Source organism: Streptomyces sp. B21-105 (assembly GCF_036898465.1).
GTDB lineage: Bacteria > Actinomycetota > Actinomycetes > Streptomycetales > Streptomycetaceae > Streptomyces.
Genome location: NZ_JARUMJ010000001.1, coordinates 2683710 through 2707285, shown reverse-complemented (window position 1 = coordinate 2707285; position 23576 = coordinate 2683710). Strand labels below are relative to the sequence as shown.

At 72.5% G+C, this 23576-nt stretch carries 24 protein-coding genes, 1 pseudogene and 1 riboswitch; of the genes and pseudogenes, 13 read left to right on the top strand and 12 right to left on the bottom strand.

Annotation, left to right across the window (positions count from 1 at the left end; genetic code table 11):
* Positions 1-32 precede the first annotated feature (32 nt).
* Both QA802_RS12230 and QA802_RS12225 read right to left on the bottom strand, forming a co-directional pair.
* Entirely contained in the window at positions 33-671 is a 639-nt protein-coding gene (locus QA802_RS12230) for a hypothetical protein (RefSeq protein ID WP_334521151.1), read from the bottom strand.
* Entirely contained in the window at positions 664-1443 is a 780-nt protein-coding gene (locus QA802_RS12225; protein ID WP_334521148.1) for an alpha/beta hydrolase, read from the bottom strand. The genes QA802_RS12230 and QA802_RS12225 overlap by 8 nt, the downstream gene beginning before the upstream one ends.
* Positions 1444-1602: 159 nt before the next feature.
* Here QA802_RS12225 and QA802_RS12220 point away from each other — a divergent pair, with 159 nt between their 5' ends.
* The 4 genes and pseudogenes from QA802_RS12220 (at position 1603) to QA802_RS12205 (ending at position 5497) form a co-directional block, all read left to right on the top strand.
* A complete protein-coding gene (locus QA802_RS12220; protein ID WP_334521146.1) occupies positions 1603-2436 on the top strand; it encodes a lysophospholipid acyltransferase family protein in 834 nt (277 codons plus the stop codon).
* A gap of 27 nt (positions 2437-2463) precedes the next feature.
* Positions 2464-3690, top strand: coding sequence for a MacS family sensor histidine kinase (gene macS / locus QA802_RS12215; protein ID WP_334521144.1), 1227 nt, complete (start codon positions 2464-2466; stop codon positions 3688-3690).
* Positions 3687-4382 (top strand): response regulator, encoded by a 696-nt coding sequence (locus tag QA802_RS12210; RefSeq protein WP_334521141.1) that lies wholly within the window; start codon positions 3687-3689, stop codon positions 4380-4382. Before macS ends, QA802_RS12210 begins: the two co-directional genes overlap by 4 nt.
* 54 nt (positions 4383-4436) lie before the next feature.
* A pseudogene (locus tag QA802_RS12205) lies at positions 4437-5497 on the top strand (6-phosphofructokinase).
* A 12-nt stretch (positions 5498-5509) separates the two neighbouring features.
* Here the strand turns inward: QA802_RS12205 and QA802_RS12200 are convergent.
* The gene (locus tag QA802_RS12200; protein ID WP_334521138.1) at positions 5510-7372 is read right to left on the bottom strand and encodes an anthranilate synthase family protein; all 1863 of its coding nucleotides are present in this window, start codon (positions 7370-7372) and stop codon (positions 5510-5512) included.
* Positions 7373-7483: 111 nt separating this feature from the next.
* Positions 7484-7540, bottom strand: coding sequence for a trp operon leader peptide (locus QA802_RS41515; RefSeq protein ID WP_078912442.1), 57 nt, complete (start codon positions 7538-7540; stop codon positions 7484-7486).
* A 118-nt stretch (positions 7541-7658) separates the two neighbouring features.
* On the opposite strand from QA802_RS41515, the gene QA802_RS12195 reads away from it, so the two are divergent.
* Together QA802_RS12195 and QA802_RS12190 are read left to right on the top strand one after the other, a co-directional pair.
* Positions 7659-9011, top strand: coding sequence for a class II 3-deoxy-7-phosphoheptulonate synthase (locus QA802_RS12195; protein WP_319167647.1), 1353 nt, complete (start codon positions 7659-7661; stop codon positions 9009-9011).
* A 158-nt stretch (positions 9012-9169) separates the two neighbouring features.
* Positions 9170-9418, top strand: coding sequence for a (2Fe-2S)-binding protein (locus QA802_RS12190; RefSeq protein WP_334521136.1), 249 nt, complete (start codon positions 9170-9172; stop codon positions 9416-9418).
* Positions 9419-9440: 22 nt separating this feature from the next.
* Here the strand turns inward: QA802_RS12190 and bfr are convergent, their stop codons facing one another.
* On the bottom strand, positions 9441-9920 hold the full coding sequence (gene bfr / locus QA802_RS12185) for a bacterioferritin (RefSeq protein ID WP_319167643.1): 480 nt from the start codon (positions 9918-9920) through the stop codon (positions 9441-9443).
* A gap of 185 nt (positions 9921-10105) precedes the next feature.
* Here bfr and QA802_RS12180 point away from each other — a divergent pair, with 185 nt between their 5' ends.
* Positions 10106-10738, top strand: coding sequence for a sulfite oxidase-like oxidoreductase (locus QA802_RS12180; RefSeq protein ID WP_319167641.1), 633 nt, complete (start codon positions 10106-10108; stop codon positions 10736-10738).
* 34 nt (positions 10739-10772) lie between these two features.
* On the opposite strand, the gene QA802_RS12175 is transcribed toward QA802_RS12180, so the two are convergent.
* The 5 genes from QA802_RS12175 to thiO form a co-directional block, all read right to left on the bottom strand.
* Positions 10773-11651: a deoxyribonuclease IV gene (locus QA802_RS12175; RefSeq protein ID WP_334521132.1), complete on the bottom strand. Its 879-nt coding sequence runs from the start codon at positions 11649-11651 to the stop codon at positions 10773-10775.
* Between the two features lie 34 nt (positions 11652-11685).
* Entirely contained in the window at positions 11686-13626 is a 1941-nt protein-coding gene (gene pknB / locus QA802_RS12170) for a Stk1 family PASTA domain-containing Ser/Thr kinase (RefSeq protein WP_334521129.1), read from the bottom strand.
* A 244-nt stretch (positions 13627-13870) separates the two neighbouring features.
* Entirely contained in the window at positions 13871-14680 is an 810-nt protein-coding gene (locus QA802_RS12165; RefSeq protein ID WP_319167635.1) for a thiazole synthase, read from the bottom strand.
* 3 nt (positions 14681-14683) lie between these two features.
* A complete protein-coding gene (thiS, locus tag QA802_RS12160) occupies positions 14684-14884 on the bottom strand; it encodes a sulfur carrier protein ThiS (protein ID WP_306956140.1) in 201 nt (66 codons plus the stop codon).
* A 14-nt stretch (positions 14885-14898) separates the two neighbouring features.
* On the bottom strand, positions 14899-16065 hold the full coding sequence (gene thiO / locus QA802_RS12155; RefSeq protein ID WP_334521126.1) for a glycine oxidase ThiO: 1167 nt from the start codon (positions 16063-16065) through the stop codon (positions 14899-14901).
* A riboswitch (TPP riboswitch) is annotated at positions 16063-16174 on the bottom strand. Its footprint overlaps the gene before it by 3 nt.
* Positions 16175-16226: 52 nt before the next feature.
* On the opposite strand from thiO, the gene QA802_RS12150 reads away from it, so the two are divergent.
* The 6 genes from QA802_RS12150 to QA802_RS12125 all read left to right on the top strand — a co-directional run bounded on the left by QA802_RS12150 (position 16227) and on the right by QA802_RS12125 (position 21264).
* Positions 16227-16592, top strand: coding sequence for an avidin-fold protein (locus tag QA802_RS12150; RefSeq protein ID WP_334521123.1), 366 nt, complete (start codon positions 16227-16229; stop codon positions 16590-16592).
* A 97-nt stretch (positions 16593-16689) separates the two neighbouring features.
* A complete protein-coding gene (locus QA802_RS12145; RefSeq protein WP_334521120.1) occupies positions 16690-17931 on the top strand; it encodes an NAD(P)/FAD-dependent oxidoreductase in 1242 nt (413 codons plus the stop codon).
* A 78-nt stretch (positions 17932-18009) separates the two neighbouring features.
* On the top strand, positions 18010-18375 hold the full coding sequence (locus QA802_RS12140; protein ID WP_057580009.1) for an Rv2175c family DNA-binding protein: 366 nt from the start codon (positions 18010-18012) through the stop codon (positions 18373-18375).
* A 76-nt stretch (positions 18376-18451) separates the two neighbouring features.
* Positions 18452-19099 carry a thiamine phosphate synthase gene (gene thiE, locus QA802_RS12135; RefSeq protein ID WP_334521117.1) on the top strand — a complete coding sequence of 216 codons (648 nt, stop codon included), beginning with the start codon at positions 18452-18454 and terminating at the stop codon, positions 19097-19099.
* Between the two features lie 162 nt (positions 19100-19261).
* Positions 19262-20185, top strand: a complete 924-nt coding sequence (gene metF, locus QA802_RS12130; protein WP_334521114.1) for a methylenetetrahydrofolate reductase [NAD(P)H] — start codon at positions 19262-19264, stop codon at positions 20183-20185.
* Positions 20186-20241: 56 nt separating this feature from the next.
* Positions 20242-21264 carry an SCO2102 family sporulation regulator gene (locus QA802_RS12125; RefSeq protein WP_334521111.1) on the top strand — a complete coding sequence of 341 codons (1023 nt, stop codon included), beginning with the start codon at positions 20242-20244 and terminating at the stop codon, positions 21262-21264.
* Between the two features lie 81 nt (positions 21265-21345).
* Here QA802_RS12125 and QA802_RS12120 read toward each other — a convergent pair whose 3' ends face one another.
* Positions 21346-22830: a phytoene desaturase family protein gene (locus QA802_RS12120; protein ID WP_334521108.1), complete on the bottom strand. Its 1485-nt coding sequence runs from the start codon at positions 22828-22830 to the stop codon at positions 21346-21348.
* Between the two features lie 37 nt (positions 22831-22867).
* Entirely contained in the window at positions 22868-23482 is a 615-nt protein-coding gene (locus tag QA802_RS12115) for a DUF4126 domain-containing protein (RefSeq protein ID WP_334521105.1), read from the bottom strand.
* Between the last annotated feature and the right edge of the window lie 94 nt (positions 23483-23576).

Genomic DNA, 23576 nt, shown 5'->3' with positions numbered 1-23576 from the left:
TCAGGCGTCGTGCGCGGCGGCCGCGCCCCAGGTCAGACGACCGCTCCGCGCCCCGGGTCGTCCTCGTCCTCGTCGTCCGTGCGCATCCGCGCCACCAGCGTGGCGAAGCCGCCGAGGAAGCCGCCGACGCAGACGGTCGTCAGCCACCACGTCATCTCCCAGCCCAGCAGCACCGCGAGCAGCAGCAGCACCGGACCGCCGAGCACCCCGAGCCAGGCGAACCTGGCCGTGGTGTCGGCGCTGGGCAGCGGCGGCGGCTCCGGCGGGACGAAGTGACCCTCGTCGTCCTCGTCGAAGTCCTCCTCGGCCGGTTCGGGCGTCGCGTAGTCGCGCGGGCCGACGCCGGGCGCGAAGGCGACCGAACTGCCCAGCGGCATGGCCGGTTTCTTCTCCTCGCCGGTCTCCTTCGCGGGCTGCGCCCCGGTGTCCGCCCCGGCCTCCTCGTCGTTCGCCTCGACCTCGAGGAGCGCCAGGTCCTCGACCGACTTGAACGGCTTGGCGCCCGGCGGGTCCGGCGGCTCGTCGCCGTACCCCGCGACGATCGCCGCCCACGCGGCCGCCTCGTCGAAGGGCACGCTCTGCTCCTCAGGCTGGCGGCCCTCCCGGGCGTCCGGGCCGTCCCGCTCGTCCCGGTTCTCCCGGTCCTCGCGGTCGGAGTCGTGCTCAGCCACCTACGGCCGTCCCTTCCTTGCCGACACTTGGCGCGATCCGGGCGATGAACGCGTAGCTCTCCTCGAAGATCCGGTCCGCATCGTGGTCCAACGTTGCCACGTGGTAGCTCTGTTCCAGCAGGATCTCGGTCACGTCCGTCGACGACACCCGGCCGAGGACCCGGGCCGAGTCGGCCGGCGGCACCACATGGTCCTGCGTGCTGTGCAGCAGTAGGAGCGGCTGGGTGACCTGCGGCAGCTCGCCGTCGACCAGCCGCAGGAAGACGCGCAGGGAGTGCGCCGAGTGCAGCGGCACCCGGTCGTAGCCGCTCTCCAGCGCACCCTCCTTCGCGATGTCGCTCGCGATTCCCCTGGTCGTGCGGACGAGGTGGCGGGCCACCGGGAGGGCGTACGCGGACAGACCGTGCACCTTGTTCGCAGGGTTGACGACGACGACGCCCGCCACCCCCTCGCCGTGCTTCGCGGCCAGCCGCAGGGCCAGCGCGCCGCCCATGGACAGCCCGACCACGAACACCGTCGCGCAGCGTCGGCGCAGGGCGTGCAACTCGCGGTCCACCTCCGCGTACCAGTCCTGCCAGCCGGTCAGCGCCATGTCCTCCCAGCGCGTGCCGTGGCCCGGCAGCAGCGGCAGCGAGACCGTGAGGCCCTGCTCGGCCAGATACCGCGCCCACGGGCGCAGCGACTGCGGGGAACCGGTGAAGCCGTGACAGAGGAGCACTCCGACCTCCCGGCCCTCATGGCGGTACGGCTCGGCTCCAGGAAGGACCGGCACCTTCGGTCTCCCGTCTTCGTCTGTTCTTCATGGGAGGGACGTGTGCTTCACCGTACGCGACCCCACTGACACCGACCAGGGCCGTCGGAGCCTTTGCCGCGGCCCCGGGTTAAGGTCTGTGCGACACAAACTGGAGGCAGTCGCTTGTTGTACGGCGCGATGAAGGTCGCAATCGGGGGACCCCTGCGGGTCGCCTTCAGGCCCTGGGTGGAGGGTCTGGAGAACATCCCCGCCGAGGGCGCCGCGATCCTGGCGAGCAACCACCTGTCGTTCTCCGACTCGTTCTTCCTCCCTGCGGTGCTCGACCGCAAGGTCACCTTCATCGCGAAGGCCGAGTACTTCACCACGCCCGGCGTGAAGGGCCGGCTGACGGCGGCCTTCTTCAAGGGCGTCGGCCAGCTCCCGGTGGACCGCTCCGGAGGGCGCGGCGCCGGCGAGGCCGCGGTCCGCAGCGGCATCGACGTGCTGGAGCGCGGTGAGCTCTTCGGGATCTACCCCGAGGGCACCCGCTCGCCCGACGGCCGCCTCTACCGCGGCAAGCCGGGCGGCCTCGCGCGCGTGGCGCTCGCCACCGGCGCCCCCGTGATCCCGGTCGCCATGATCGACACCGAGAAGATCCAGCCGCCCGGGAAGGTCCTTCCGAAGATCATGCGGCCCGGCATCCGCATCGGCGAGCCGCTGGACTTCAGCCGGTACCAGGGCATGGAGCACGACCGGTTCGTACTGCGCGCCGTGACCGACGAGGTCATGTACGAGATCATGAAGCTCTCCGGCCAGGAGTACGTCGACATATACGCGACCGCCGCCAAGCGGCAGATCGCGGAGGCGGCGAAGGCCGACAAGGAAGCCGAGAAGGCCGCGAAGGCGGCACTCGCGCAGGCCGAGAAGGACCAGGCCGAGAAACACGCAGCGCAGCAGGGCTCGGAGCAGCAGGGCTCGGAGCGGCGGGACGACGAGCAGCGGGACGCGGAGCAGCAGGGCGAAGAGCCGTAGTCGGCGGCACGGGGGGGCGGGGGACGGATGGCCAGACGCGAGAGAGTCATGAAGATGTCCGTCGAGCTGCCGCTGTGGCGTGCGCTGGCCGGCTACCGGGTGCTGACCATGCTCTACGCGGTGGGCTTCTTCGCCACCGCCTACGACGGGTTCGCCCGCCCCTGGGTCGCGGTCGCCTACTACTGCGTCCTGTTCGTCTGGACGGTGGCCACCCTGCCCATGGTCTCGAGCGCGGCGAGCTGCACCAAGCGCTTCCTCGCCGCCGACCTCACCGTCGCGCTCACCGGCATCATGCTGACGACCGTCGCGGACAGTCATGAACGCATCCAGTCCGGCGGTCCGACGCTGCCGTCGATATGGACCGCGGGCTCGGTGCTGGCGTTCGCCATCAAGGGCGGCTGGCGCTGGGCGGCGTTCGCCTCCACGGCCGTCGCGGTGACCAACCTGGTGGAGCGCGGCACCCCGGCCCGCGACACCGTCCACAACGTCGTCCTCGTCTGGGTCGCCTCCATCGCCATCGGCTACGTCGTCGAGGTCGCGCGCGCCTCCGAGCGCACCCTCGCCCGTGCCCTGGAGATCGAGGCCGCGACCCGGGAACGGGAGCGGCTCGCCCGCGACATCCACGACAGCGTGCTGCAGGTGCTCGCCATGGTGCAGCGGCGCGGCGCGGTCATCGGCGGGGAGGCGGCCGAGCTGGGCCGGCTCGCCGGCGAGCAGGAGGTGGCGCTGCGCATGCTGGTCTCCGGCGGCCTCGTGCCGGTCTCCCGGGTCTCGCAGGACGCGGCGGACGGCGCCGTCGTGTACGCGGTGGAGGAGCCGGTGCAGCAGCCCGAGGTCGTCGATCTGCGTGCCCTGCTCGCCCCCTTCGCGGGCGCCCGCGTGAACCTCGCCGACCCCGGCGCCGCGGTGCTGCTGCCCGTGCCCGCCGCACGGGAACTGGCTGCCGCGGTCGGCGCCGCCCTGGACAATGTGCGCGGACACGCGGGGGACGACGCCCGGGCCTGGATCCTGGTCGAGGACGAGCCGGACAGGGTCGTCGTCACCGTGCGGGACGACGGGCCGGGCATCCCGGAGGGCCGGCTCGCGCAGGCCGAGGGCGAAGGAAGGCTCGGGGTCGCCCAGTCGATCCGGGGCCGGCTGCGGGACCTCGGCGGCAGCGCCGAGCTGATCTCGACGCCGGGACAGGGCACGGAGGTCGAACTGACGGTGCCGAAGGAGAAGAACGTGCAGCGGGGGAAGGCGGGACGGCGATGAGCCAGGAACAGGGCGTGGCGGGAACCGGCGGTGCGATCAGGGTGATGGTGGTCGACGACCACCCCATGTGGCGAGACGCGGTCGCCCGGGACCTGGCCGAGTCGGGACTGGACGTGGTCGCCACCGCCGGCGACGGCGAGCAGGCCGTGCGCCGCGCCAGGGCCGTCACGCCGGACGTGCTCGTGCTGGACCTGAACCTGCCGGCCAAGCCGGGCGTCCAGGTGTGCAAGGAGGTCGTCGCCGCGAACCCCGCCCTGCGGGTCCTGGTGCTGTCGGCGAGCGGCGAGCACGCCGACGTGCTGGAGGCGGTGAAGTCCGGCGCGACCGGCTACCTACTGAAGTCGGCGTCCACCGAGGAACTGCTGGACGCCGTGCGGCGCACGGCCGCCGGCGACCCGGTGTTCACCCCGGGGCTGGCCGGCCTGGTCCTCGGCGAGTACCGCCGGCTGGCCTTGGACCCCGGCTCCGCCGCCGACAGCGACGAGTCGAACGCGCCCCGGCTCACCGACCGCGAGACCGAGGTGCTCCGGCTGGTCGCCAAGGGCCTGAGCTACAAGCAGATCGCCGAACGCCTGGTGATCTCGCACCGCACGGTCCAGAACCACGTCCAGAACACCCTGGGCAAGCTCCAGCTGCACAACCGGGTGGAACTGGTCCGGTACGCGATCGAACGCGGCCTCGACGACGAGTGACCCGCGCGCGACACTGACTCTTCGTCAGGCAACTGCGGCGAAGGGACACTTTCCATGCGCGTCGGAGTACTGACCGGAGGCGGCGACTGCCCCGGCCTCAACGCCGTCATCCGGGCCGTCGTCCGCAAGGGCGTCCAGAGTTACGGCCATGACTTCGTCGGCTTCCGGGACGGCTGGCGGGGGCTGCTCGAGAGGCGCTCGGTCCGCCTCGACATCCCCGCCGTCCGCGGCATCCTGCCCCGCGGCGGCACGATCCTCGGCTCCTCGAGGACCAACCCCCTCAAGGAGGAGGACGGCGTCCGCCGCATCCAGGACACCCTCGCCGAGGCGGCGGTCGACGCGCTCATCACCATCGGCGGGGAAGACACCCTCGGCGTCGCCGCCCGCCTCTGCGACGAGTTCGCGGTGCCCTGCGTCGGCGTCCCCAAGACCATCGACAACGACCTGTCCGCCACCGACTACACCTTCGGCTTCGACACCGCCGTGGGCATCGCGACCGAGGCCATCGACCGGCTGCACACCACCGCCGAGTCCCACATGCGGGTCCTCGTCGTCGAGGTGATGGGCCGACACGCGGGCTGGATCGCCCTGCACTCCGGGCTGGCGGGCGGCGCCAACGTCATCCTCATCCCCGAGCAGCGCTTCGACATCGACCAGGTGTGCGCCTGGGTGACCTCCCGCTTCCGGGCGTCGTACGCGCCGATCGTGGTCGTCGCCGAGGGCGCGATGCCCCGGGACGGCGACGTCGTGCTCAAGGACGGGTCTCTGGACTCCTTCGGGCACGTGCGGCTCTCCGGCGTCGGCGAGTGGCTGGCCAAGGAGATCGAGCGGCGCACCGGGAAGGAGGCCCGCACGACGGTCCTCGGCCACGTCCAGCGCGGCGGCACCCCGAGCGCCTTCGACCGCTGGCTCGCCACCCTCCCCCACTGCCTGAACGCCGTGGGGGGACCCCCATCGGCCTGCACGCCGTCGACGCCGTGCACGAGGGCGACTTCGGCAAGATGGTCGCCCTGCGCGGCACGGACATCGTCCGGGTACCGATCGCCGAGGCGACGGCCCGCCTGAAGACCGTCGACCCGGCGCTGTACACGGAGGTGGGAGTGTTCTTCGGCTGAGCCCGTCACCGGCTACGAGGGCAGGCCCGTCGTGCGGAGCCGGGCGACGGCCTCCCGCACCAGGGACGTCCCGTTCAGCGTCAGCACCGACTCCGGATGGAACTGCACCCCGCCGAAGCCGGGCCCCCGCAGGGCGTGCACCTCGCCGTTCGGGGCCCGGCTCACCTCCACCCCGTGCGCGGCCAGCTCCTGCGCGGCCTCGTCGCCGCACCGCGCCACGAAGCTGTTGTAGAAGCCGACCGTCTCCGTCCGCCCGAACAGGTCGATCTCCGTCTGCGCCCCCTGGTACGGCACCTCCTTGCGGACGATGTCCAGCCCCAGCTCGGCCGCGATCAGCTCGTGGCCGAGGCACACGCCGAGCACCCCGTGCCGGTGCTCCCGCAGCACCCGGGCGGTCAGCTCGCGCAGGCGCCGCATCCTCGGATCGTCGAGGTCGGACGGGTCGCCGGGACCGGGCCCCAGCACCAGCGGGCCCTCGTGGGCGAGCACCGCCTCGCGCAGCCCGTCCTCGTCGTACCGCCGGACGTCCACCTCGAGACCGCTGGAGCGCAGCACGTGCGCCAGCATCGCCGTGAAGGTGTCCTCGGCGTCGACGACGAGCGCGTGCCCGGTCAGCTCCCGGGTCCGCTCCTGCATGCGTAGCCAGAACGGCGCCAGCGAGGCGCGCCGGCCGTCGAGCGCGGCCCGCACCCGGGGGTCGTCGGCGAGCGTCGGCGGCACGGCCTGCGTATCCGGCCGGCCCGGGCGCACCCCGAGCGCCGTCAGCACCCCGGCCGCCTTGGCGTGGGTCTCCGCCACCTCGCCCGCCGGGTCCGACCCGCGCACCAGCGTGGCCCCGACCGGCACCCGCAGCCGTCCGGCCGCGTCGATGTCGGCGGTGCGGATGAGGATGGGGGAGTCGAGGGTCTGCGCCCCGCCCGGGTCCCGGCCCAGCAGCGCCAGCGCGCCGGCGTAGTAGCCCCGCCCGCCGACCTCGTGCCGCTCGATGACCCGGCAGGCGTTCTGCACGGGCGAGCCGGTGACGGTCGCCGCGAACATCGTCTCCTTCAGCACCTCCCGCGCGTCCAGCGAGGACTTCCCGCGCAGCTCGTACTCGGTGTGCGCGAGGTGCGCCATCTCCTTCAGCCGCGGTCCGACCACCACCCCGCCCATGTCGCCGACCGTGCACATCATCTTGAGCTCCTCGTCGACGACCATCGACAGCTCCTCGATCTCCTTGCCGTCGGCGAGGAAGTCCAGCAGGCGCTCCGGAGTCGGCCCCTCGGCGGGATACCGGTACGTCCCGCTGATCGGGTTCATGACGACCGTGCCGCCGGACATCCGCACGTGCACCTCGGGGCTGGCCCCGACCAGCGTCCGGTCCCCGGTGTGCACGACGAACGTCCAGTACGCGCCCCGCTCGCCCGCCAGCAGCCGCCGGAACAGGGCGAGGGCGTCGGCCCGGGAGAACCCGGGGATCTCTCCCTCGTAGGTCCGCCGGATCACGAAGTTCGCACCCTCGCCGCGTCCGATCTCGTCCCGCAGCACCCGCCCGACGATCCGCGCGTACTCCTCGTCGCCGACGTCGAAGGCGCCGTCGCGGACCCGGACGTCATGCGCGGGCAGCTGGGAGAGGACGTCCTCGAGCGGGAAGGAGTGGGTCTCCTCGGGGTGCAGCACCGAGAGCGGCGTGCCGTCGTCGCGCACGTCGAAACCGCGCTCGCGGATCTGGCGGAAGGGGACCAGGGCGAGGCCCTCGTCGGGGAGGTCGGCCAGACGGCCGTAGGTGCGGACCGGGCCGAGGAGCAGTTCGACGACGTTCTCGTCATGGCCCGGCGTGCGGCGGCGCAGCAGGGCGAACGGGCGGGGATCGGCCGGCAGGTCGAGCAGATGCATGGGGCGTGTCCTTCTCGCTGGGAGGAGCTTGTCGCCAGAGGGACGGCCGGGCCCGAAAACACCGAAGGCCGCCCCTCGGGCGGCCTTCGCGAAGTCGTGTGTACGCGCGAGTCAGTGGGCCGCCGGATGAGCGGTCCACCACCAGTTCTGGGTCGAAAGCGCGAACATGCGCCGCACCCTACCCCATGGGTCCCCGCGGCACGGGGAGCCTCAGGTGAGCGGTACGGCGTCTCACCTGTCGAGCCGGTGCGAAAACGACATGACACGACCCCGTAGTGTTGAGGGCGTGACCGTGAACGCTAAGACCAGCGCGAGCGCTGGCAACACCTGGCGAGACCTGCCCGCGGCGCAGCAGCCCGAGTACCCCGACACCGAGGCTCTGCGCGCAGTCGTTGCGGAGCTCGAGTCGTATCCGCCGCTCGTCTTCGCGGGCGAGTGCGACCAGCTGCGCGCCCGGATGGCGTCCGTCGCCAAGGGAGAGGCGTTCCTCCTCCAGGGCGGCGACTGCGCCGAGGCCTTCGACGCCGTGTCGGCCGACCACATCCGCAACAAGTTGAAGACGCTGCTCCAGATGGGCGCGGTCCTCACGTACGCGGCCTCCGTGCCGGTCGTGAAGGTCGGCCGGATCGCCGGGCAGTACTCCAAGCCCCGCTCCAAGGGCACCGAGACCCGCGACGGCGTGACGCTGCCGACGTACCGCGGCGACTCGGTCAACGGCTTCGAGTTCAACGAGGCCGCCCGCATCCCGGACCCCGAGCGGCTGAAGCGGATGTACAACGCGTCCGCGTCGACGCTCAACCTGGTGCGCGCCTTCACCACCGGCGGTTACGCCGACCTGCGCCAGGTGCACGCCTGGAACCAGGACTTCGTGAAGTCGTCCCCGTCCGGCCAGCGTTACGAGCAGCTCGCCCGCGAGATCGACAACGCGCTGAACTTCATGCACGCCTGCGGGGCCGACCCGGAGGAGTTCAAGACGGTCGAGTTCTACTCCTCGCACGAGGCGCTGCTGCTCGACTACGAGTCCGCCCTGACCCGGGTCGACTCGCGCACCGGGCACCTGTACGACGTCTCGGCGCACATGGTGTGGATCGGCGAGCGCACCCGGCAGCTGGACCACGCGCACATCGAGTTCGCCTCGAAGATCCGCAACCCGGTCGGCATCAAGCTCGGCCCGACGACCACCGCCGAGGAGGCGCTGCAGTACATCGAGCGTCTCGACCCCGACCGCGAGCCGGGCCGGCTGACCTTCATCGTCCGCATGGGCGCCGACAAGGTCCGCGACAAGCTGCCCGAGCTGGTGGAGAAGGTCACCGCCTCGGGCGCGACGGTGGCCTGGATCACCGACCCGATGCACGGCAACACCTACGAGGCGGCCTCGGGCCACAAGACGCGCCGCTTCGACGACGTGCTGGACGAGGTCAAGGGCTTCTTCGAGGTCCACAAGGCGCTCGGCACCCACCCGGGCGGCATCCACGTCGAGCTCACCGGCGACGACGTCACCGAGTGCGTGGGCGGCGGCGACGAGATCTTCGTCGACGACCTCCACCAGCGCTACGAGACGGCCTGCGACCCGCGGCTGAACCGTAGCCAGTCCCTCGACCTGGCGTTCCTCGTGGCGGAGATGTACCGCGACCAGTAGGCGTGATCGTCATGGCAGTGGGGCGCGGATCACATGCGATCCGCGCCCCACTCCACTTTTCCCGCCACGCGACGCCGGGTAAGGTTAGGTTAGCCTCACCGACCAGGGAATCTGAGATCCGGTGGCGCGACTCAGAGACCGGCGAGGAGGTGAACCGCGTGTACGTCTGCAGCTGCTTCGGGGTGACCGAGGCCCAGGTCAAACAGCACGCGACCGACGGTGCCTGCACCCCGCGCCAGATCGCCTCCGCCTGCAAGGCGGGCACGGACTGCGGCTCCTGCGTACGCCGGATCCAGGCCATCCTCGGCCGGGGCGCCTCCCCGCGCCCGGCCGTGACCGACCTCGCCGACCACAAGGCGCCGGCCCTCGCCGCACTCGACGAAGCCGCACTCGACGAAGCGGCCTAGGCCGCCGGCCGGGCTGCCCGGCTCAGCTCTCCGGCTGCTCGATCAGCTGGGCGATGTAGAGCGCCTCGCCGAGCTTCTCCACCAGCTCCAGCTGAGTGTCCAGGTAGTCGATGTGGTGTTCCTCGTCCTCGAGGATCGACTCGAAGATGTTCGCGGACGTGACGTCGCCCTTTTCGCGCATCACCTTGATGCCGCGCTTCAGGCGGTCGATCGCCTCGACCTCGATCAGCCGGTCGGCCTCGAACATCTCCTTGACCGTCTGTCCGACGCGCACATGGAACAGTCGCTGGTAATTCGGCAGCCCGTCCAGGAAGAGAATCCGGTCGGTGAGCACCTCGGCGTGCTTCATCTCGTCGAAGGACTCGTGCCGCGTGTATTTCGCGAGTTTCGTCCAGCCGAAGTTCTCCTGCATCTTCGCGTGGAGGAAGTACTGGTTGATCGCGGTGAGCTCGCCGGTGAGCTGCTCGTTGAGGAACTCGATGACCTCGGGGTCGCCCTGCATCGCAGAGGCTCCTTCCACGTCGGAGAATTCGGGAGGTTCCGCCGCATGATTTCACCGGCACCGAAGATCGTCCAGTAAGTGCGTACTTAGTAAGTTAGTGCATGCTTAGTATCAGTTGCCCGATTCGGGATATGCCCGGTCATGGCCGGTCATGTGCATCGTCCGGGGTCTGTCAGGATGGAGTCATGGGTCATCCGGTGGAGCGCGAATCTGGAGAAGAGGCGGTGTCCGAGCTTCCGCCGGGACAGCGACTGCAGCGCGGCTGGCCCGTCACCCACTACGGTCCGGTGCCCAAGTTCCGTCCGGAGCGCTGGGAGTTCCGGGTCTTCGGCGCCACCGCCGACGGTGAGAAGCGCTGCTGGAACCACGACGAGATCACCGCCCTCCCGTACGCCTCCGTGCTGGCCGATCTGCACTGTGTGACGAAGTTCAGCATGCTCGGCGCCGAGTGGGGCGGCATCCCGGCCCGCACGATCCTGGAGATCGCGCCGCCCGCCGCGAGCGTCACCCATGTGATGGTGTGGGCCGAGTACGGCTTCAGCTCCAACCTGCGGCTGTCCGACTTCGCCGCCGAGCGCACGATCTTCGCCACCCACAAGGACGGCGAACTGCTCACGGCCGAGCACGGCTTCCCGTTGCGTCTGGTCGTCCCGCACCTGTACGCCTGGAAGGGCCCCAAGTGGGTCCGCGGCGTCGAGTACATGACCGCCGACCGCCGCGGCTTCTGGGAGGAGCGCGGCTACCACAACATCGGCGACCCCTGGAGAGAGCAGCGCTACTCCTACCAGGAGGAGCCCGGGGACGGCCCAGAACTCTGACCGCCTGGGGAGTCGGTCGGGGACGCGTCGGCCGTCAGCCGTCCCGCAGCTTCTTCAGCCGCCGCACGTCCGCCGCGTGGCCCTCCCGGCCGCCCGGCGTCTCGATGATCAGCGGCACGCCCGCCGTCGCCGGGTGGGTCATCAGGTCCCGGAACGGGTCCTCGCCGATGTGACCCGCGCCGATGTTCTCGTGCCGGTCCTTGTGGGCGCCGGCCACGTCCTTGGAGTCGTTGGCGTGGATCAGCTTCAGCTGGCCCTCGCCGACCGTGTCCACCAGCAGGTCGAGGGTCCGGTGCATGCCGGACGGGCCGGCCAGGTCGTGCCCGGCCGCGAAGACGTGGCAGGTGTCCAAGCAGACGCCCAGCCTGGGATGGGAGTCCAGCGCCTCGAAGTACGGCCCGAAGTCCCAGGTCCGGGAGCAGAGCGAGGAGCCCTGGCCGGCGGTGGACTCCAGCAGTAGGAACGGGTCGTCGTCATGGGTCAGCTCGTCCAACAGCGGCAGCAGGTACTCCCGCACCTGCTTCAGCGCCACCGACCGGTCCCGTCCGCCCGTCGCGCTCCCCGTGTGCACGACCACGCCCAGCGCGCCGATCTCCCGCCCCCGGCGCAGCGAGTGCCGCATCGACTCCACCGACCGCTCGGCCGTCGCCTCGGTGTGCGAGCCGAAGTTGATCAGGTACGGGGCGTGCACGTACGCCGGGACCGACCGCGCCGCGCACGCCTCCCGGAAGGCCTCGTCCTGCCGTGGGTCGCCCACCGGTGTGGCCCAGCCGCGCGGGTTGGCCACGAACACCTGGACCGTCTCGGCCTCGAGCTCGTGCGCGTACGACATGCCCACGCGGTGCAGACCGCCGGCCACGGGCACATGGCCGCCGACGGGATTGCGGGAGGGGAAAGGGGGACGAGCACTCACCCGGTCAGGGTGTCATGCCCGCCCGCCCGGTCCGTCACCGGATGGTGATCGTGATCGTCGACCCCTTGGGCGCCGTCTTCCCGGCCTCGACGGACTGCTTCTTCACGGTGTCGCCGAACAGACCGAGCAGGCCGCGGTCCTCGTCGACCTTGAACCCGGACTGCTCCAGGAGCGACTTGGCGTCGTCCACGCTCGCGCCGACCACGTTCGGGACCTCGACCATCTCCGGGCCCTTGGACAGCGTCAGCGTCACGGCGTCGCCCACGGCGAGCTGACTGTCCGCCCTGGGGGTCTGCGCCGCGACCTTGCCCTTGTCGACCTCGGAGTTGACCTGCTCGGTGGCGACCTTCACCGTCAGGCCGACCGCCTCCAGCTCGGCCCTGGCGTCGTCCGGGTCGTCGCCGGTGACGTCGGGGACGTCGACCGGGCTGCCCTTGCTGACGACGAGCGCGATCGCGGTGCCCGCGCGACGCTGCGCGCCCGCCTCCGGATCGGTGCTGATCACCGCGCCCTGGGCGATCTCGTCGCTGAACTCCTCGGTGACCAGACCCGGTTCGAGGCCGTCCTTCTTCAGCAGCTCTTCGGCCTTCTTCAGCGCCGTGCCCTGCACGTCGGGCACCTTCACGACCTTGGGGCCGTCGGAGATCGTGAGCGCCACCGAGTCGTTCTTGCGGATCCGGGCGCCCGGCCCGGGGTCCGTCTCCATGACGGTGCCGCGCTTCGCCGTGTCGCTGTACGTGTGCCGGACCTTGCCGACCTCCAGCCCCGCCGCCTCCAGGCGCTTGCGGGCCTCGGCCTCCTTCTGCGTCAGCACCGCGGGGACCTTGGTGAACTGGCCGGAGTTGATGTACCAGACGCCCGCGCCCACACCGAGCACCAGCAGGACGACGGTGACGAGCGCGATCGCCCCGCGCCCCGGCCGCACAGAACGGCGCCGGGGCGGCAGCGGCGGGGGGCTCTGGAACCGGGAGGTCCGGTTGAGCGCGGCCCCGTCGTCGGCGGGCTCGTCCTCGTTGACCGGCAGCGGGCGGGGGACGGTGAGCGAGCGCGGGATCACGCTCGTACGGTCCTCGGCGTTGTCGTGCTCACCGGAGAGCGCCTGCGGCGGCAGCGCGTCCAGCTGCTCCTCGGTGAGCGGGGCGCGCGCCTCCCTGACCAGTCCGAGCAGCGCGACGGCGTCGTGCGGCCGGACCCCGGGCGTGCGCGCGGTGGCCGACGCCACCAGGTCGTCCAGCTCGAACGGCAGGCCGGGGACGATCGCGGAGGGCGCCGGGACGTCCTCGTGGAGGTGCTTGTAGAGCACGATCGCGGGGGAGTCCCCGTCGTGCGGCTTCTCGCCGGTGAACATCTCGTAGAGCACGACGCCGCACGCGTACACGTCGACCCGGGGATCGGCGACGCCCGGCTGGTCGATCTGCTCGGGGGCGAGGTAGGACACGGTGCCGAGCACCGCCCCGGTGGTGCTGGTGACGGTGTCCACCGAGCGCACCAGACCGAAGTCGGCGACCTTGACCCGGCCGTCGTCCCCGATCAGCACGTTCTCGGGCTTCATGTCCCGGTGCACGAACCCGGCCCGGTGCGCGGCGCCCAGCGCGGCGAGGACCGGCTCCAGGATGTCGAGTGCGGCCCTCGGCTGCAGGGCCCCGCGGTCGCGCAGCACGTCCCGCAGGGTGCAGCCGGCGATGTACTCCATGGCGAGGTAGACGTACGTCCCGTCGGCGCCCTGGTCGAAGACCTGCACGACGTTCGGATGGGCCAGGCGGGCGACGGATTTCGCCTCCCGGATGAACCGCTCGACGAACACCGCGTCGGCGGCGAGCGCCGGATGCATCACCTTGAGCGCGAGCACGCGGTCGAGGCGGGTGTCCACGGCCCGGTAGACCGTGGCCATCCCGCCGACCGCGATCCGCGCCTCCACGCGATACCGGCCGTCGAGCACCTGCCCGACCAGAGGGTCCTGAAGGGTCGTGTCCACGCAGGTGAGTGTACGAGCCGTCACCGACACCCCGCCGATCACACCGGGATCGCAGCGCGACTGCAGCCGAGCTGTGACGCGAACCGGCCGGTAGCGCCCGGGGCCCGGGGCGAGCTCGTGTCCCGGGCCGGGTCGTGCTGGTGTCCCGGGCCGGGGGGCGTGTGCGTGTCCCGGGCTCGGGCGCGCGCGTGGGCCGGGCGAGTTCGACGCCGGCGGCGTTCGTCTCCCGTGCGGTGGCCGGCCGTCAGAAAGCGGGGCGTTCCGGGTCCGGGGCGGCCGGGTCCAAGGCGGCCAGGCCCTCCGCCGGAGACGACGCCTCGGCGAAGTAGCGCCGGGGGATCCGGCCCGCCAGCCGGGCCGACCTGCCCGCCTCGACGCCGGCCCGCATGGCGGACGCCATCCGCTCGGGATCCCGCGCGCGCGTCACCGCCGACGCCAGCATCACCCCCGCACACCCCAGCTCCATCGCCAGCGCCGCGTCCGACGCCGTGCCCGCCCCCGCGTCCAGGATCACCGGCACGCGCGCGTGCTCGACGATCAGCTGGAAGTTGTGCGGGTTGCGGATCCCGAGGCCGGAGCCGATCGGCGACCCCAGCGGCATCACCGCGGCGCAGCCCACGTCCTCCAGCTTCCGGGCCAGCACCGGATCGTCGTTCGTGTAGGGCAGCACGGTGAACCCCTCGTCCACCAGCGTCTCCGCCGCGTCCAGCAGCTCGACCGGGTCCGGCAGCAGCGTCCGCTCGTCGGCGATGACCTCCAGCTTGATCAGGTCGGTCCCCAACGCCTCCCTGGCCAGCCGTGCCGTCAGTACGGCCTCGCCGGCCGTGAAGCACCCCGCCGTGTTCGGCAGCACCCGGATGCCGAGCCGCTCCAGCACCGACAGCACGGACCCGTGCACCGACGGGTCCACCCGGCGCATCGCGACCGTCGTCAGCTCGGTGCCGGAGGCGATCAGGGCCCGCTCCAGCACCTCCAGGCTGGGCGCACCCCCGGTGCCCATGATCAACCGGGAGGAGTAGGACGTCCCCCCGAGGACGAGGTCGTCGTCGGCCATGGCTCAGCCTCCCTGGACGGCGGTGAGGACTTCCACGCGGTCCCCGTCGGACAGCGCCGTGGACGGCCACTGCGCGCGCGGGACGACGGTCTCGTTGAGCGCGGCGGCCACCCCGGAGGCGGCGGGCGTCAGGGACCGTACGACGCCGTCGAGGGCGGTGCCGGCGGCGAACTCCCGCCGCTCGCCGTTGACCGAGACGTGCACAGGGGCAGGGGCGTTCACGCGGGCTGCTCCAGGAGTGCGGCGGCGCCGAAACGCCGGGGGGTGAAGGGGCGGGCCTCGTCCGGCAGCTCCCCGGTGGCCAGGACCTGCGCCATCGCGTCGCCGGTCACCGGCGTCAGCAGCACGCCGTTGCGGTAGTGCCCGGTGGCCAGCAGCAGCCCGGGCAGCTCCGTCGGCCCGAGCAGCGGCGCGTTGTCCGGGGACCCCGGACGCAGCCCCGCGCGCGTCTCGGTGAGCGGCAGTTCGGTGATGCCCGGGACCAGCTCGTGGGCGTCGCGCAGCAGTTCGTACACGCCCCCCGCCGTCACCGTCGTGTCCCAGCCCAGCTCCTCGCTGGTCGCGCCCACCACCAGTTCGCCGTTCTCCCGGGGAACCAGATAGACGTGGCTGCCGCGGACCACGGCCCGCACGGTCCGGTTCAGGAACGGCGCGCACCGCGCCGGCACGGCCAGCCGCAGCACCTGCCCCTTGACGGGCCGTACGGCGGGCAGCACGTCATACGGGACGCCCGCGAGCCGCCCGCTCAGACTGCCGCCGGCGAGCACCACCTGCCCCGCCGCCGCCGTCGTGCCGTCCCGCAGGACGGCGCCCGTCGCCCGGTCGCCCACCACCGTCAGCCGCTCCGCCCAGGTGCGGTGGAAGGCGACGCCCGCCTGCTCGCAGGCGGCCGTCAGGGCCGCGGCCAGCCGCCGCGGATCGACCTGGTGGTCGCCGTCCGCCCGCAGTCCGCCGCGCACCCCGGGCGCGAGCATCGGCTCCAGACGACGGCACTCGCGTCCGGACAGCCACTCCGACTCCAGCCCCGACTGGCGCTGCAGGGCGTGCAGTTCCCGCAGGTGGGTGCGGTCGTCGGCGTCCAGTGCGACCGCGAGCGTGCCGCAGCGCCGGTAGCCGACGCCGAGCCCGGTCAGCTCCGTCAGCTCGGCCGCGAATTCCGGATAGCGGCGGGCCGACGCGAGGTTGAGACCGAGCAGGGTCTGCTCGCCATAGTGCAGTTCCGTGACGGCGGCCAGCATCCCGGCGGCCACCTGGGCGGCCCCGCCGCCCGGCTCCGGGTCCACCACCGCCGTCGCGAGGCCGCGCTGCGCGGCCCGCCAGGCGGTGACCAGCCCGATGATCCCGCCCCCGATGACGAGGACGTCGGATGTGCGTGGAGACGGCATGGGCGTCCAGCCCCTCCCTTCGCCGGCATGACCCGGATCAGGTTCGTACGGTCGGAGGCCGCCAGCCTCCCTCTCAGCCCGGTGCGCCCGGGCTCCCGCGAGTGCTCTACGTTGGCCACCCTAGCCCGACGTCGCACGCCTCAGTAAGGGAGCCCCCGCGCATGGCACGCTCGCTCGACGGCCTCGTCCTCGCCCCCGTGGCCGACCAGGCCCCCGGACAGGTCGGCGTCCGCACCCGCTTCGCCTACCACGAGCAGGACGGGACGGTCTGGGCCGAGTACACCGGCGGCGACGTCGTGCGCGGGCATCTGGTGGGCACCCGTGAGGGGGACCGGCTCGACTTCCGGTACGTCCAGCTGGGGCACGACGGGACTACCTCCTCGGGGCACTGCGTGTCGACGGTCCTGGAGCTGCCGGACGGCCGGGTGCGCCTCGACGAGACCTGGCAGTGGGAGTCGCGGCCGGGCCGTGGAACCAGCGTCGTCGAGCAGATCACGGACGAAGCGGATCCCGCACGAGGGGAGTGATCCACGCGCGCGGCGCCAGGACGTCCCGCGCGGGTGTGGAGCAGGTCACCGAGCAGTGCGGCTGACTGACAAAACGTCAGGTGTCTATGGTGATCGGGTGAGCGAGCAGAGGCAGGAAGAAGGCCGGTCCGGCACGCGGCGCGTGGTCGTCGCCGGCGCGGGCATGGCCGGGGTCCAGACCGCGGTCGCCCTGCGCGAGCAGGGCTTCGACGGCGACGTCACCCTGATCGGCGCGGAACCCCACCAGCCCTACGACCGGCCCCCGCTGTCCAAGGCGGTGCTGCTCGGCAAGGCCGAGAACTCCGCCTTCGACGTCGACTTCGAGGCCCTCGGCATCCGGCTCGAACTCGGCCGCGAGGTCCTCGGCCTGCGCGGCGCCGACCACGAGCTGGACACCGAACGCGGGCCCGTCAGGTACGACGTCCTCGTCCTCGCCACCGGGGCGGAGCCGGTCCGGCTGCCGGGGTCCGAGGGCGTGCCCGGCGTGCACCTGCTGCGCACCCTGGACGACGCCGAACGCCTGCGGCCCGTCCTCGCCAGGCAGCACGACGTCGTGGTCGTCGGAGCCGGCTGGATCGGCGCGGAGTTCGCCACCGCCGCGCGCGAGGCCGGCTGCGCGGTCACCGTCGTCGAGGCCGCCGACCGTCCGCTGGCCGGAGCGCTGCCGCCCGAGGTCGCCGCCCCGATGGCCGTCTGGTACGCCGACAGCGGCGCCGACCTGCGCACCCACACGCGCGTGGCACGCGTCGAGCCCGGCGCCGTCCTGCTGGACGACGGCTCGCGGCTGCCCGCCGGCGCCGTCGTGGTCGGCATCGGCGCCCGCCCCGCCACCGCCTGGCTCGCCGGCTCCGGCGTCGAGCTGGGCGTGCACCACGAGATCGTGGCGGACGCGGGCCTGCGCACGAACCTGCCGGACGTGTACGCGGTCGGCGACTGCGCCTCCTTCCCGTCGCGCAGGTACGGCGAACGGCTCCTCGTCCATCACTGGGACAACGCCCTCCAGGGGCCGCGCACGGTCGCGGCGAACATCCTCGGCGCGGCCACCGGGGAGCCCACGGTCCCCTACGACCCGGTCCCGTACTTCTGGTCGGAGCAGTTCGGCCGCTTCGTCCAGTACGCAGGTCACCACGCCCACGCCGACGCCCTGCTGTGGCGCGGCGAGCCGTCCGGGGCGGCCTGGACCGTCTGCTGGCTGCGCGAGGACCGCCTGGTCGCCCTGCTGGCAGTGGGGCGACCGCGCGACCTCGCCCAGGGCAGGCGGCTGATCGAGGCGGGCACGCCGATGAACCCGCGGCTCCTCGTGGACCCCGCCCGGCCGCTGAAGGCGGCCGCCGCCTGAGCCCGGACCCCCTGGTCGGACCCCTGGTCGGACCGGCCCGGCTTCCGACTGTCGGTGGCAGATGGCAGGCTTGTTCCCGTGACCGAGATTGACGCAAAGACCGATGCTCTCGTCCCCGCCTGGCTCACCGTGCCCGACATCGCGGAGATGCTCGATGTCGACGTGATCCGCGTCCGGCAGCTGATCAAGGACGGCCAGCTCATCGCCGTACGCCGGGGTGAGAACCGTGCGCTGCACGTCCCCGCCGCCTTCATCGACGGGGACAAGGTGGTGAAGGGCCTGGTCGGGACCCTGACCCTGCTGCGGGACGACGGCTTCAAGGACGAAGAGATGCTCGAGTGGCTCTTCACCCCCGACCCGAGCCTGCCCGGCACGCCGGCGCAGGCCCTGAGTGAGAATCGCGGCACGGAGGTGAAGCGCCGCGCCCAGGCGCTCGCCGTCTGACCCGCTCGTTCGCACCGACACCCGGTGTACGGGGGCGCACCAGGCCCCCGTACACCACCACCCTGGGGGACCTCGTATGTCCGACACCGCCCGCACCCGCCTGGCCGCGGCCCGGCTGTACCTGTGCACGGACGCCCGTACCCGGCAGGGTGACCTCCCGGAGTTCCTGGACGCCGTCCTCTCGGCCGGTGTGGACATCGTCCAGCTGCGCGACAAGGGCATGGAGGCGGCCGAGGAACTGGAGCACCTGAAGGTGTTCGCCGAGGCCTGCGCCCGCCACGGCAGGCTGCTCGCGGTCAACGACCGCGCGGACGTCGCGCACGCCGTCGGGGCCGACGTCCTCCACCTCGGCCAGGGCGACCTCCCGGTCCCCGCGGCCCGTGCGATCCTCGGCGGCGACGTCCTCGTCGGCCGCTCCACGCACGCGGCGGCCGAGGCCGACGCGGCCGCGGTCCAGGAGGGCGTCGACTACTTCTGCACCGGCCCGTGCTGGCCCACCCCCACCAAGCCCGGCCGGCACGCCCCCGGCCTCGACCTGGTCCGGCACACCGCCGCCCTCGGCACCGACCGGCCGTGGTTCGCCATCGGCGGCATCGACCTCGACAACCTCGACGAGGTGCTGGCGGCGGGGGCCCGCCGGGTGGTGGTCGTCCGGGCGATCACCGAGGCGGCGGACCCGGGCGCCGCGGCGGCCGAGTTCGCGAAGCGGCTGAGCGAGGCGTAGAGACCGGCCGGCCGGCGGCCCGCCCGCGGGCGGGCCTGCCGGGCTCCGGCTCATACGGTCGTTTCCCGTACGACTGTCCAAGGGATGGACAACAAGGCGGCAATTCGGGCAAATATCCCGCATCCGGTTGGGGGACCGCCGACCCCTGACTAACCTGCGGGTATGGCACTGGGAACCGCGTCCACCCGGACTGACCACGCCCGCACCGTGCGCGACATGCTCGCGTCCGGCAAGGCGACGTACTCGTTCGAGTTCTGGGCCCCGAAGACGGAGAAGGGCGAACGGAACCTCTGGAACGCGCTGCGCAGGGTCGAGGCCGTCGCCCCCAGCTTCGTCTCCGTGACATACGGCGCCGGCGGCTCCACGCGCGCGGGCACGGTGAAGGCGACCGAGCAGATCGCCGCCGACACCACCCTCACCCCGGTCGCGCACCTCACCGCGGTCGACCACTCCATCGCCGAACTGCGCAACATCATCGGCCAGTACGCCGACGCCGGGATCCGCAACATGCTCGCCGTGCGCGGTGACCCGCCCGGCGACCCCATGGGTGACTGGTTGCCGCACCCGAAGGGCCTGACCTACGCCGCCGAACTCGTCCGGCTCATCAAGGAGTCGGGCGACTTCTGCGTCGGCGTCGCGGCCTTCCCGGAGATGCACCCGCGCTCCGCCGACTGGGACACGGACGTCGCCCACTTCGTCGACAAGTGCCGGGCGGGCGCCGACTACGCCATCACGCAGATGTTCTTCGAGCCGGAGTCCTATCTGCGTCTGCGCGACCGCGTCGCCGCGGCCGGCTGCGAGACCCCCGTCATCCCCGAGGTCATGCCGGTGACCAGCGTGAAGATGCTGGAACGGTTGCCGCAGCTCAGCAACGCCCCCATCCCCTCCGCCCTGAAAGAGCGGATCCTCACAGCCAAAGACGATCCGTCCGCTGTACGCTCCATTGGCATCGACTTCGCCACGGAGTTCTGCGCACGGCTGCTGGCCGAGGGAGTGCCCGGACTGCACTTCATCACGCTCAACAACTCCACGGCGACGCTGGAAATCTACGAGAACCTGGGCCTGCACCATCCGCCGCAGGCCTAGACCGGTCGCACCGCGTTACGACACACTGCGTAGCGGCCACACGGAGAGGGGCGTACATGGGCTGGACGGTCCTCTACATCGCGTTCGGCATCGTCGCGCTGTGGCTGCTGGGTGAGGTGCTGCTGCAGTACAAGGCGCGACTGCGCTGGCGGCTGCTGGCTTTCGTCGGCTTCCTCGGCGTCGTCCTCGGTGTGCTGATCCCGTCGGTGGTCGTCATCGCGTTGGGCGCGGCCGCCTTCGCCGTCGGCCAGACCTACGTCACGCTGTCGTTCCGGCGCGGCTTCGCGGAGGGCTGGGCCTTCCGGCGCGCCGACGCCGACGGTGTGGGCGGCATCGTCGCCAAACGCCGGCGCGGCAAGGCCGAGCGCCAGGACCCGAGCCTCGAGGTCTCCGGTCTGGAGGCGGCCGAGGCGGGCTTCGACTCCGGCACGCCGTACGACGCCGACGCCGCGGACTCCGTCCGGGACGACGGCGCGCGCGGTGACAGGAACGCCTACACCTACGACGACGACGTGGACCACGACGACGTCTTCACCCCCGCGGCCCGCACCGCCGACCCCGCCACCACCTCCGTCTACGAGCCGCAGCCCATGCCCGACGACACCGGCTCCTACGGCATATACAGCGACGCCGCCTACGCCGCGACGAACGGCCAGGGTCAGCAGCAGGGTCAGCAGCAGGACCAGTACGCGACGGCCGCCCAGGGCGCCGACCAGAACTACGGCTACGACGGCTACTCCGGCTATCAGCAGCAGTACGGCTACGACGCCACCGGCGAGCAGCAGTACGCCGCCTACTCCGACCCGTACATCGGCACCCAGACCTACGGCGGGGGCTCCTACGACACCGCCTACGGGCAGCAGCAGTACGGGCAGCAGGGCTACGGCCAGGACCAGTACGGCACGGGCGGCTACGGGGAGACCCCGGCCGGCGGCGTCTGGGTCCCCCAGCAGCGCAACACCGACGATCCGCTGGGCGGCGACTTCCCGGCCGAGCAGCAGTACCCCTACCAGGGCGAGGGCCAGCAGCAGGGGCAGCCCGGTCAGGGAACCGGCTACGACGAGCAGTATCGGTTCTGACGGCCGCGTTCACCCACCGCGAGCCCCGGCCCGACGGGCACCGCTCACCGCGCTCGCCCACCGCGCTCGCCCATCACGCGCTCATTGCGAGCCCCGGAACTGCGGGCCCTCCACGATCAGACCGGACACCAGCGCGCCCGACATTCCCGCGTGCGGCAGTCCGCCGCCCGGGTGCGACCAGCCGCCGACGGTGAACAGGCCCTGCATTCCGGTGGAGTTGGCGGGATGCAGCAGCCGCCCCCCGGCCGCGGCCAACGCCGGCGCCGGAACCGCCCCGCCCGCCGCACCGGTCTCCCGCGCGATGTCGGCCGCGGTGCGCACCTCCCGCCACAGCAGGCGCTCGCGCAGGCCCGGGACGGCCCGCTCGGCCGCGTCGACCAGAGCGTCCGCCTGGAGCTCCGCCTGCCCGGCGGGCAGCTCCGTTCCGGCGGGGACCACGGCGCCGATCGTGACCGCCTCGTGGTCGCCGTCCGGTACCAGCCCGGCGTCGTCCGGCCGCAGGACCGTCACCGTCGGCAGCGCCGGCGCGGACGGCACGGCGCCGAAGAGGCTCGCCAACTCGCCCGCACGGTCCCGCGTGTGCACCACCGTGCGATGCGCGGCGTCCTGCGGACGGGGGCCGCGCAACGCCAGCAGCACGGTCAGCCGGCTCGGCAGGGACCGCTGGGGGACGACCTCGCCCTCGCCCCGGACGGGCAGGCCCGCGAAGCTGCCCGGGGCGACCACGAAGTCCGCGTCCGCCGTGCTGCCGTCGGCCAGTTCCACACCCGCCGCCCTGCCCTCCTTCTCGAGGACACGCGTCACCTCGGCGTCGAAGACGAACACGACCCGGCGGGCCAGGCACCGCTCGTACACCGCGCGGGCCAGTTCCCGCATCCCCCCGCGCACGTACCACGTGCCGAAGGCGTGCTCCATGTACGGCAGGACGGCCGCGCTCGCCGGGGTGACTCGCGGGTCGAGACCGTACGCGAGCGCGTGGGACTCGAGGAGCGCGACGAGCCGGGGGTCACGCAGCTCCCAGGCGCCCACCTCGGCGAGGGTGCCGGCGCGTCGGGTGCGCAGCAGACGCCGGTGCGGCACCGCCGGGTAGGGCTCGCGGTCGGCCAGCACCGACCAGTTCGGCCACAGGGGCTCCTCCAGGAGCGGGCGGCGGGTGCGGTCCCACGCCTCGCGGGCCCGCACCAGGAAGTCGCCCCAGCGCTGCCCGGCCTGCACGCCCAGCGCCCCGTCCAGCGCGGAGACGACACCCGCGCGTGAAGCGTTCGGCAGTGCCGCCTCGGTGCCGTCCGCGAAGACATGGCGGGTGGACGGGTCGACCTGGACCAGCTCGACGCACTCCTCCAGGGGCTCCTTGCCGGTCTTGACGAACAGGTCGCGCCAGACGGCCGGGAGCGTGAGCAGCCCGGGACCGGTGTCGAAGCCGAACCCCTCCCGCTCGAAGCGGCGCACCGCTCCGCCGTACGTCCCCGTCCGCTCGTACACCGTCACCCGGTGGCCCGCGACGGCCAGCCGGGCGGCCGCCGCCAGCGCGCCCATGCCGGCGCCGATCACCGCAATCCCTGCCATGCCGCGATTTTATCGGCCGCCACCGACAGGCACGCCGTCAGCCCGGCGGCGGCCACGGGAGCCGGGCGAGCCGGCGTTCCTCCCGCCGCTGCGCCCTGCGCCGCAGGAACCGCCGGATCCGTGAGACGAGGAAGAACAGCACCGTCAGACCGGCCAGCAGCAGCGTCGCCGCGACGAAGGAGGCGGCCACCGGATGGAAGATCGCGAACGTCACGATCCCGGCGACCCCGAGATCCTCGGCCAGGCTCACGATCACGTTGCTGAACGGCTCCGGCGAGGAGTTCACCGCCATCCGGGCGCCGGCCTTGACCGCGTGGCTGGCCAGCGCCGTCGAACCGCCGAGCAGACCGGCCGCCGCGTCGGAGAGCGAGCCGCTCTGCCCGGCGAGCACCGCGCCCACCCAGGCTCCCGCCGCCGGCCGGACGACCGTGTGCACCGCGTCCCACGCCGAGTCCACGTACGGGATCTTGTCGGCGACCGCCTCGCACAGGAACAGGACGCCCGCGGCGATGAGCACCTCGGGCCGCTGGAGCGTCCCGGGGACGTCGTCGCTCAGGCCGGTGGCGCCGAACACGCCGAGCAGCAGCACCACCGCGTAGGCGTTGACGCCGCTGGCCCAGCCGCTGGTGAAGACGAGGGGGAGTACGGACACGGGGGCGATCGTAACCAGTCGGCGGCACGGCGTCCTGGGGATGAGCGCGCGGGCCTGAGTACGCGTACCTAGGGGGTGAGTTGAGTACGCGCGC

Bases quoted from the DNA above. Each gene is read 5' to 3' on its own strand.
- QA802_RS12220 (WP_334521146.1), top strand. From the start codon at position 1,603: ATGAAGGTCGCAATCGGGGGACCCCTGCGGGTCGCCTTCAGGCCCTGG.
- macS (WP_334521144.1), top strand. From the start codon at position 2,464: ATGGCCAGACGCGAGAGAGTCATGAAGATGTCCGTCGAGCTGCCGCTG.
- QA802_RS12210 (WP_334521141.1), top strand. From the start codon at position 3,687: ATGAGCCAGGAACAGGGCGTGGCGGGAACCGGCGGTGCGATCAGGGTG.
- QA802_RS12200 (WP_334521138.1), bottom strand. From the start codon at position 7,372: ATGCATCTGCTCGACCTGCCGGCCGATCCCCGCCCGTTCGCCCTGCTG.
- bfr (WP_319167643.1), bottom strand. From the start codon at position 9,920: ATGCAGGGCGACCCCGAGGTCATCGAGTTCCTCAACGAGCAGCTCACC.
- QA802_RS12180 (WP_319167641.1), top strand. From the start codon at position 10,106: ATGGGTCATCCGGTGGAGCGCGAATCTGGAGAAGAGGCGGTGTCCGAG.
- QA802_RS12165 (WP_319167635.1), bottom strand. From the start codon at position 14,680: ATGGCCGACGACGACCTCGTCCTCGGGGGGACGTCCTACTCCTCCCGG.
- thiO (WP_334521126.1), bottom strand. From the start codon at position 16,065: ATGCCGTCTCCACGCACATCCGACGTCCTCGTCATCGGGGGCGGGATC.
- QA802_RS12150 (WP_334521123.1), top strand. From the start codon at position 16,227: ATGGCACGCTCGCTCGACGGCCTCGTCCTCGCCCCCGTGGCCGACCAG.
- thiE (WP_334521117.1), top strand. From the start codon at position 18,452: ATGTCCGACACCGCCCGCACCCGCCTGGCCGCGGCCCGGCTGTACCTG.
- metF (WP_334521114.1), top strand. From the start codon at position 19,262: ATGGCACTGGGAACCGCGTCCACCCGGACTGACCACGCCCGCACCGTG.
- QA802_RS12125 (WP_334521111.1), top strand. From the start codon at position 20,242: ATGGGCTGGACGGTCCTCTACATCGCGTTCGGCATCGTCGCGCTGTGG.
- QA802_RS12120 (WP_334521108.1), bottom strand. From the start codon at position 22,830: ATGGCAGGGATTGCGGTGATCGGCGCCGGCATGGGCGCGCTGGCGGCG.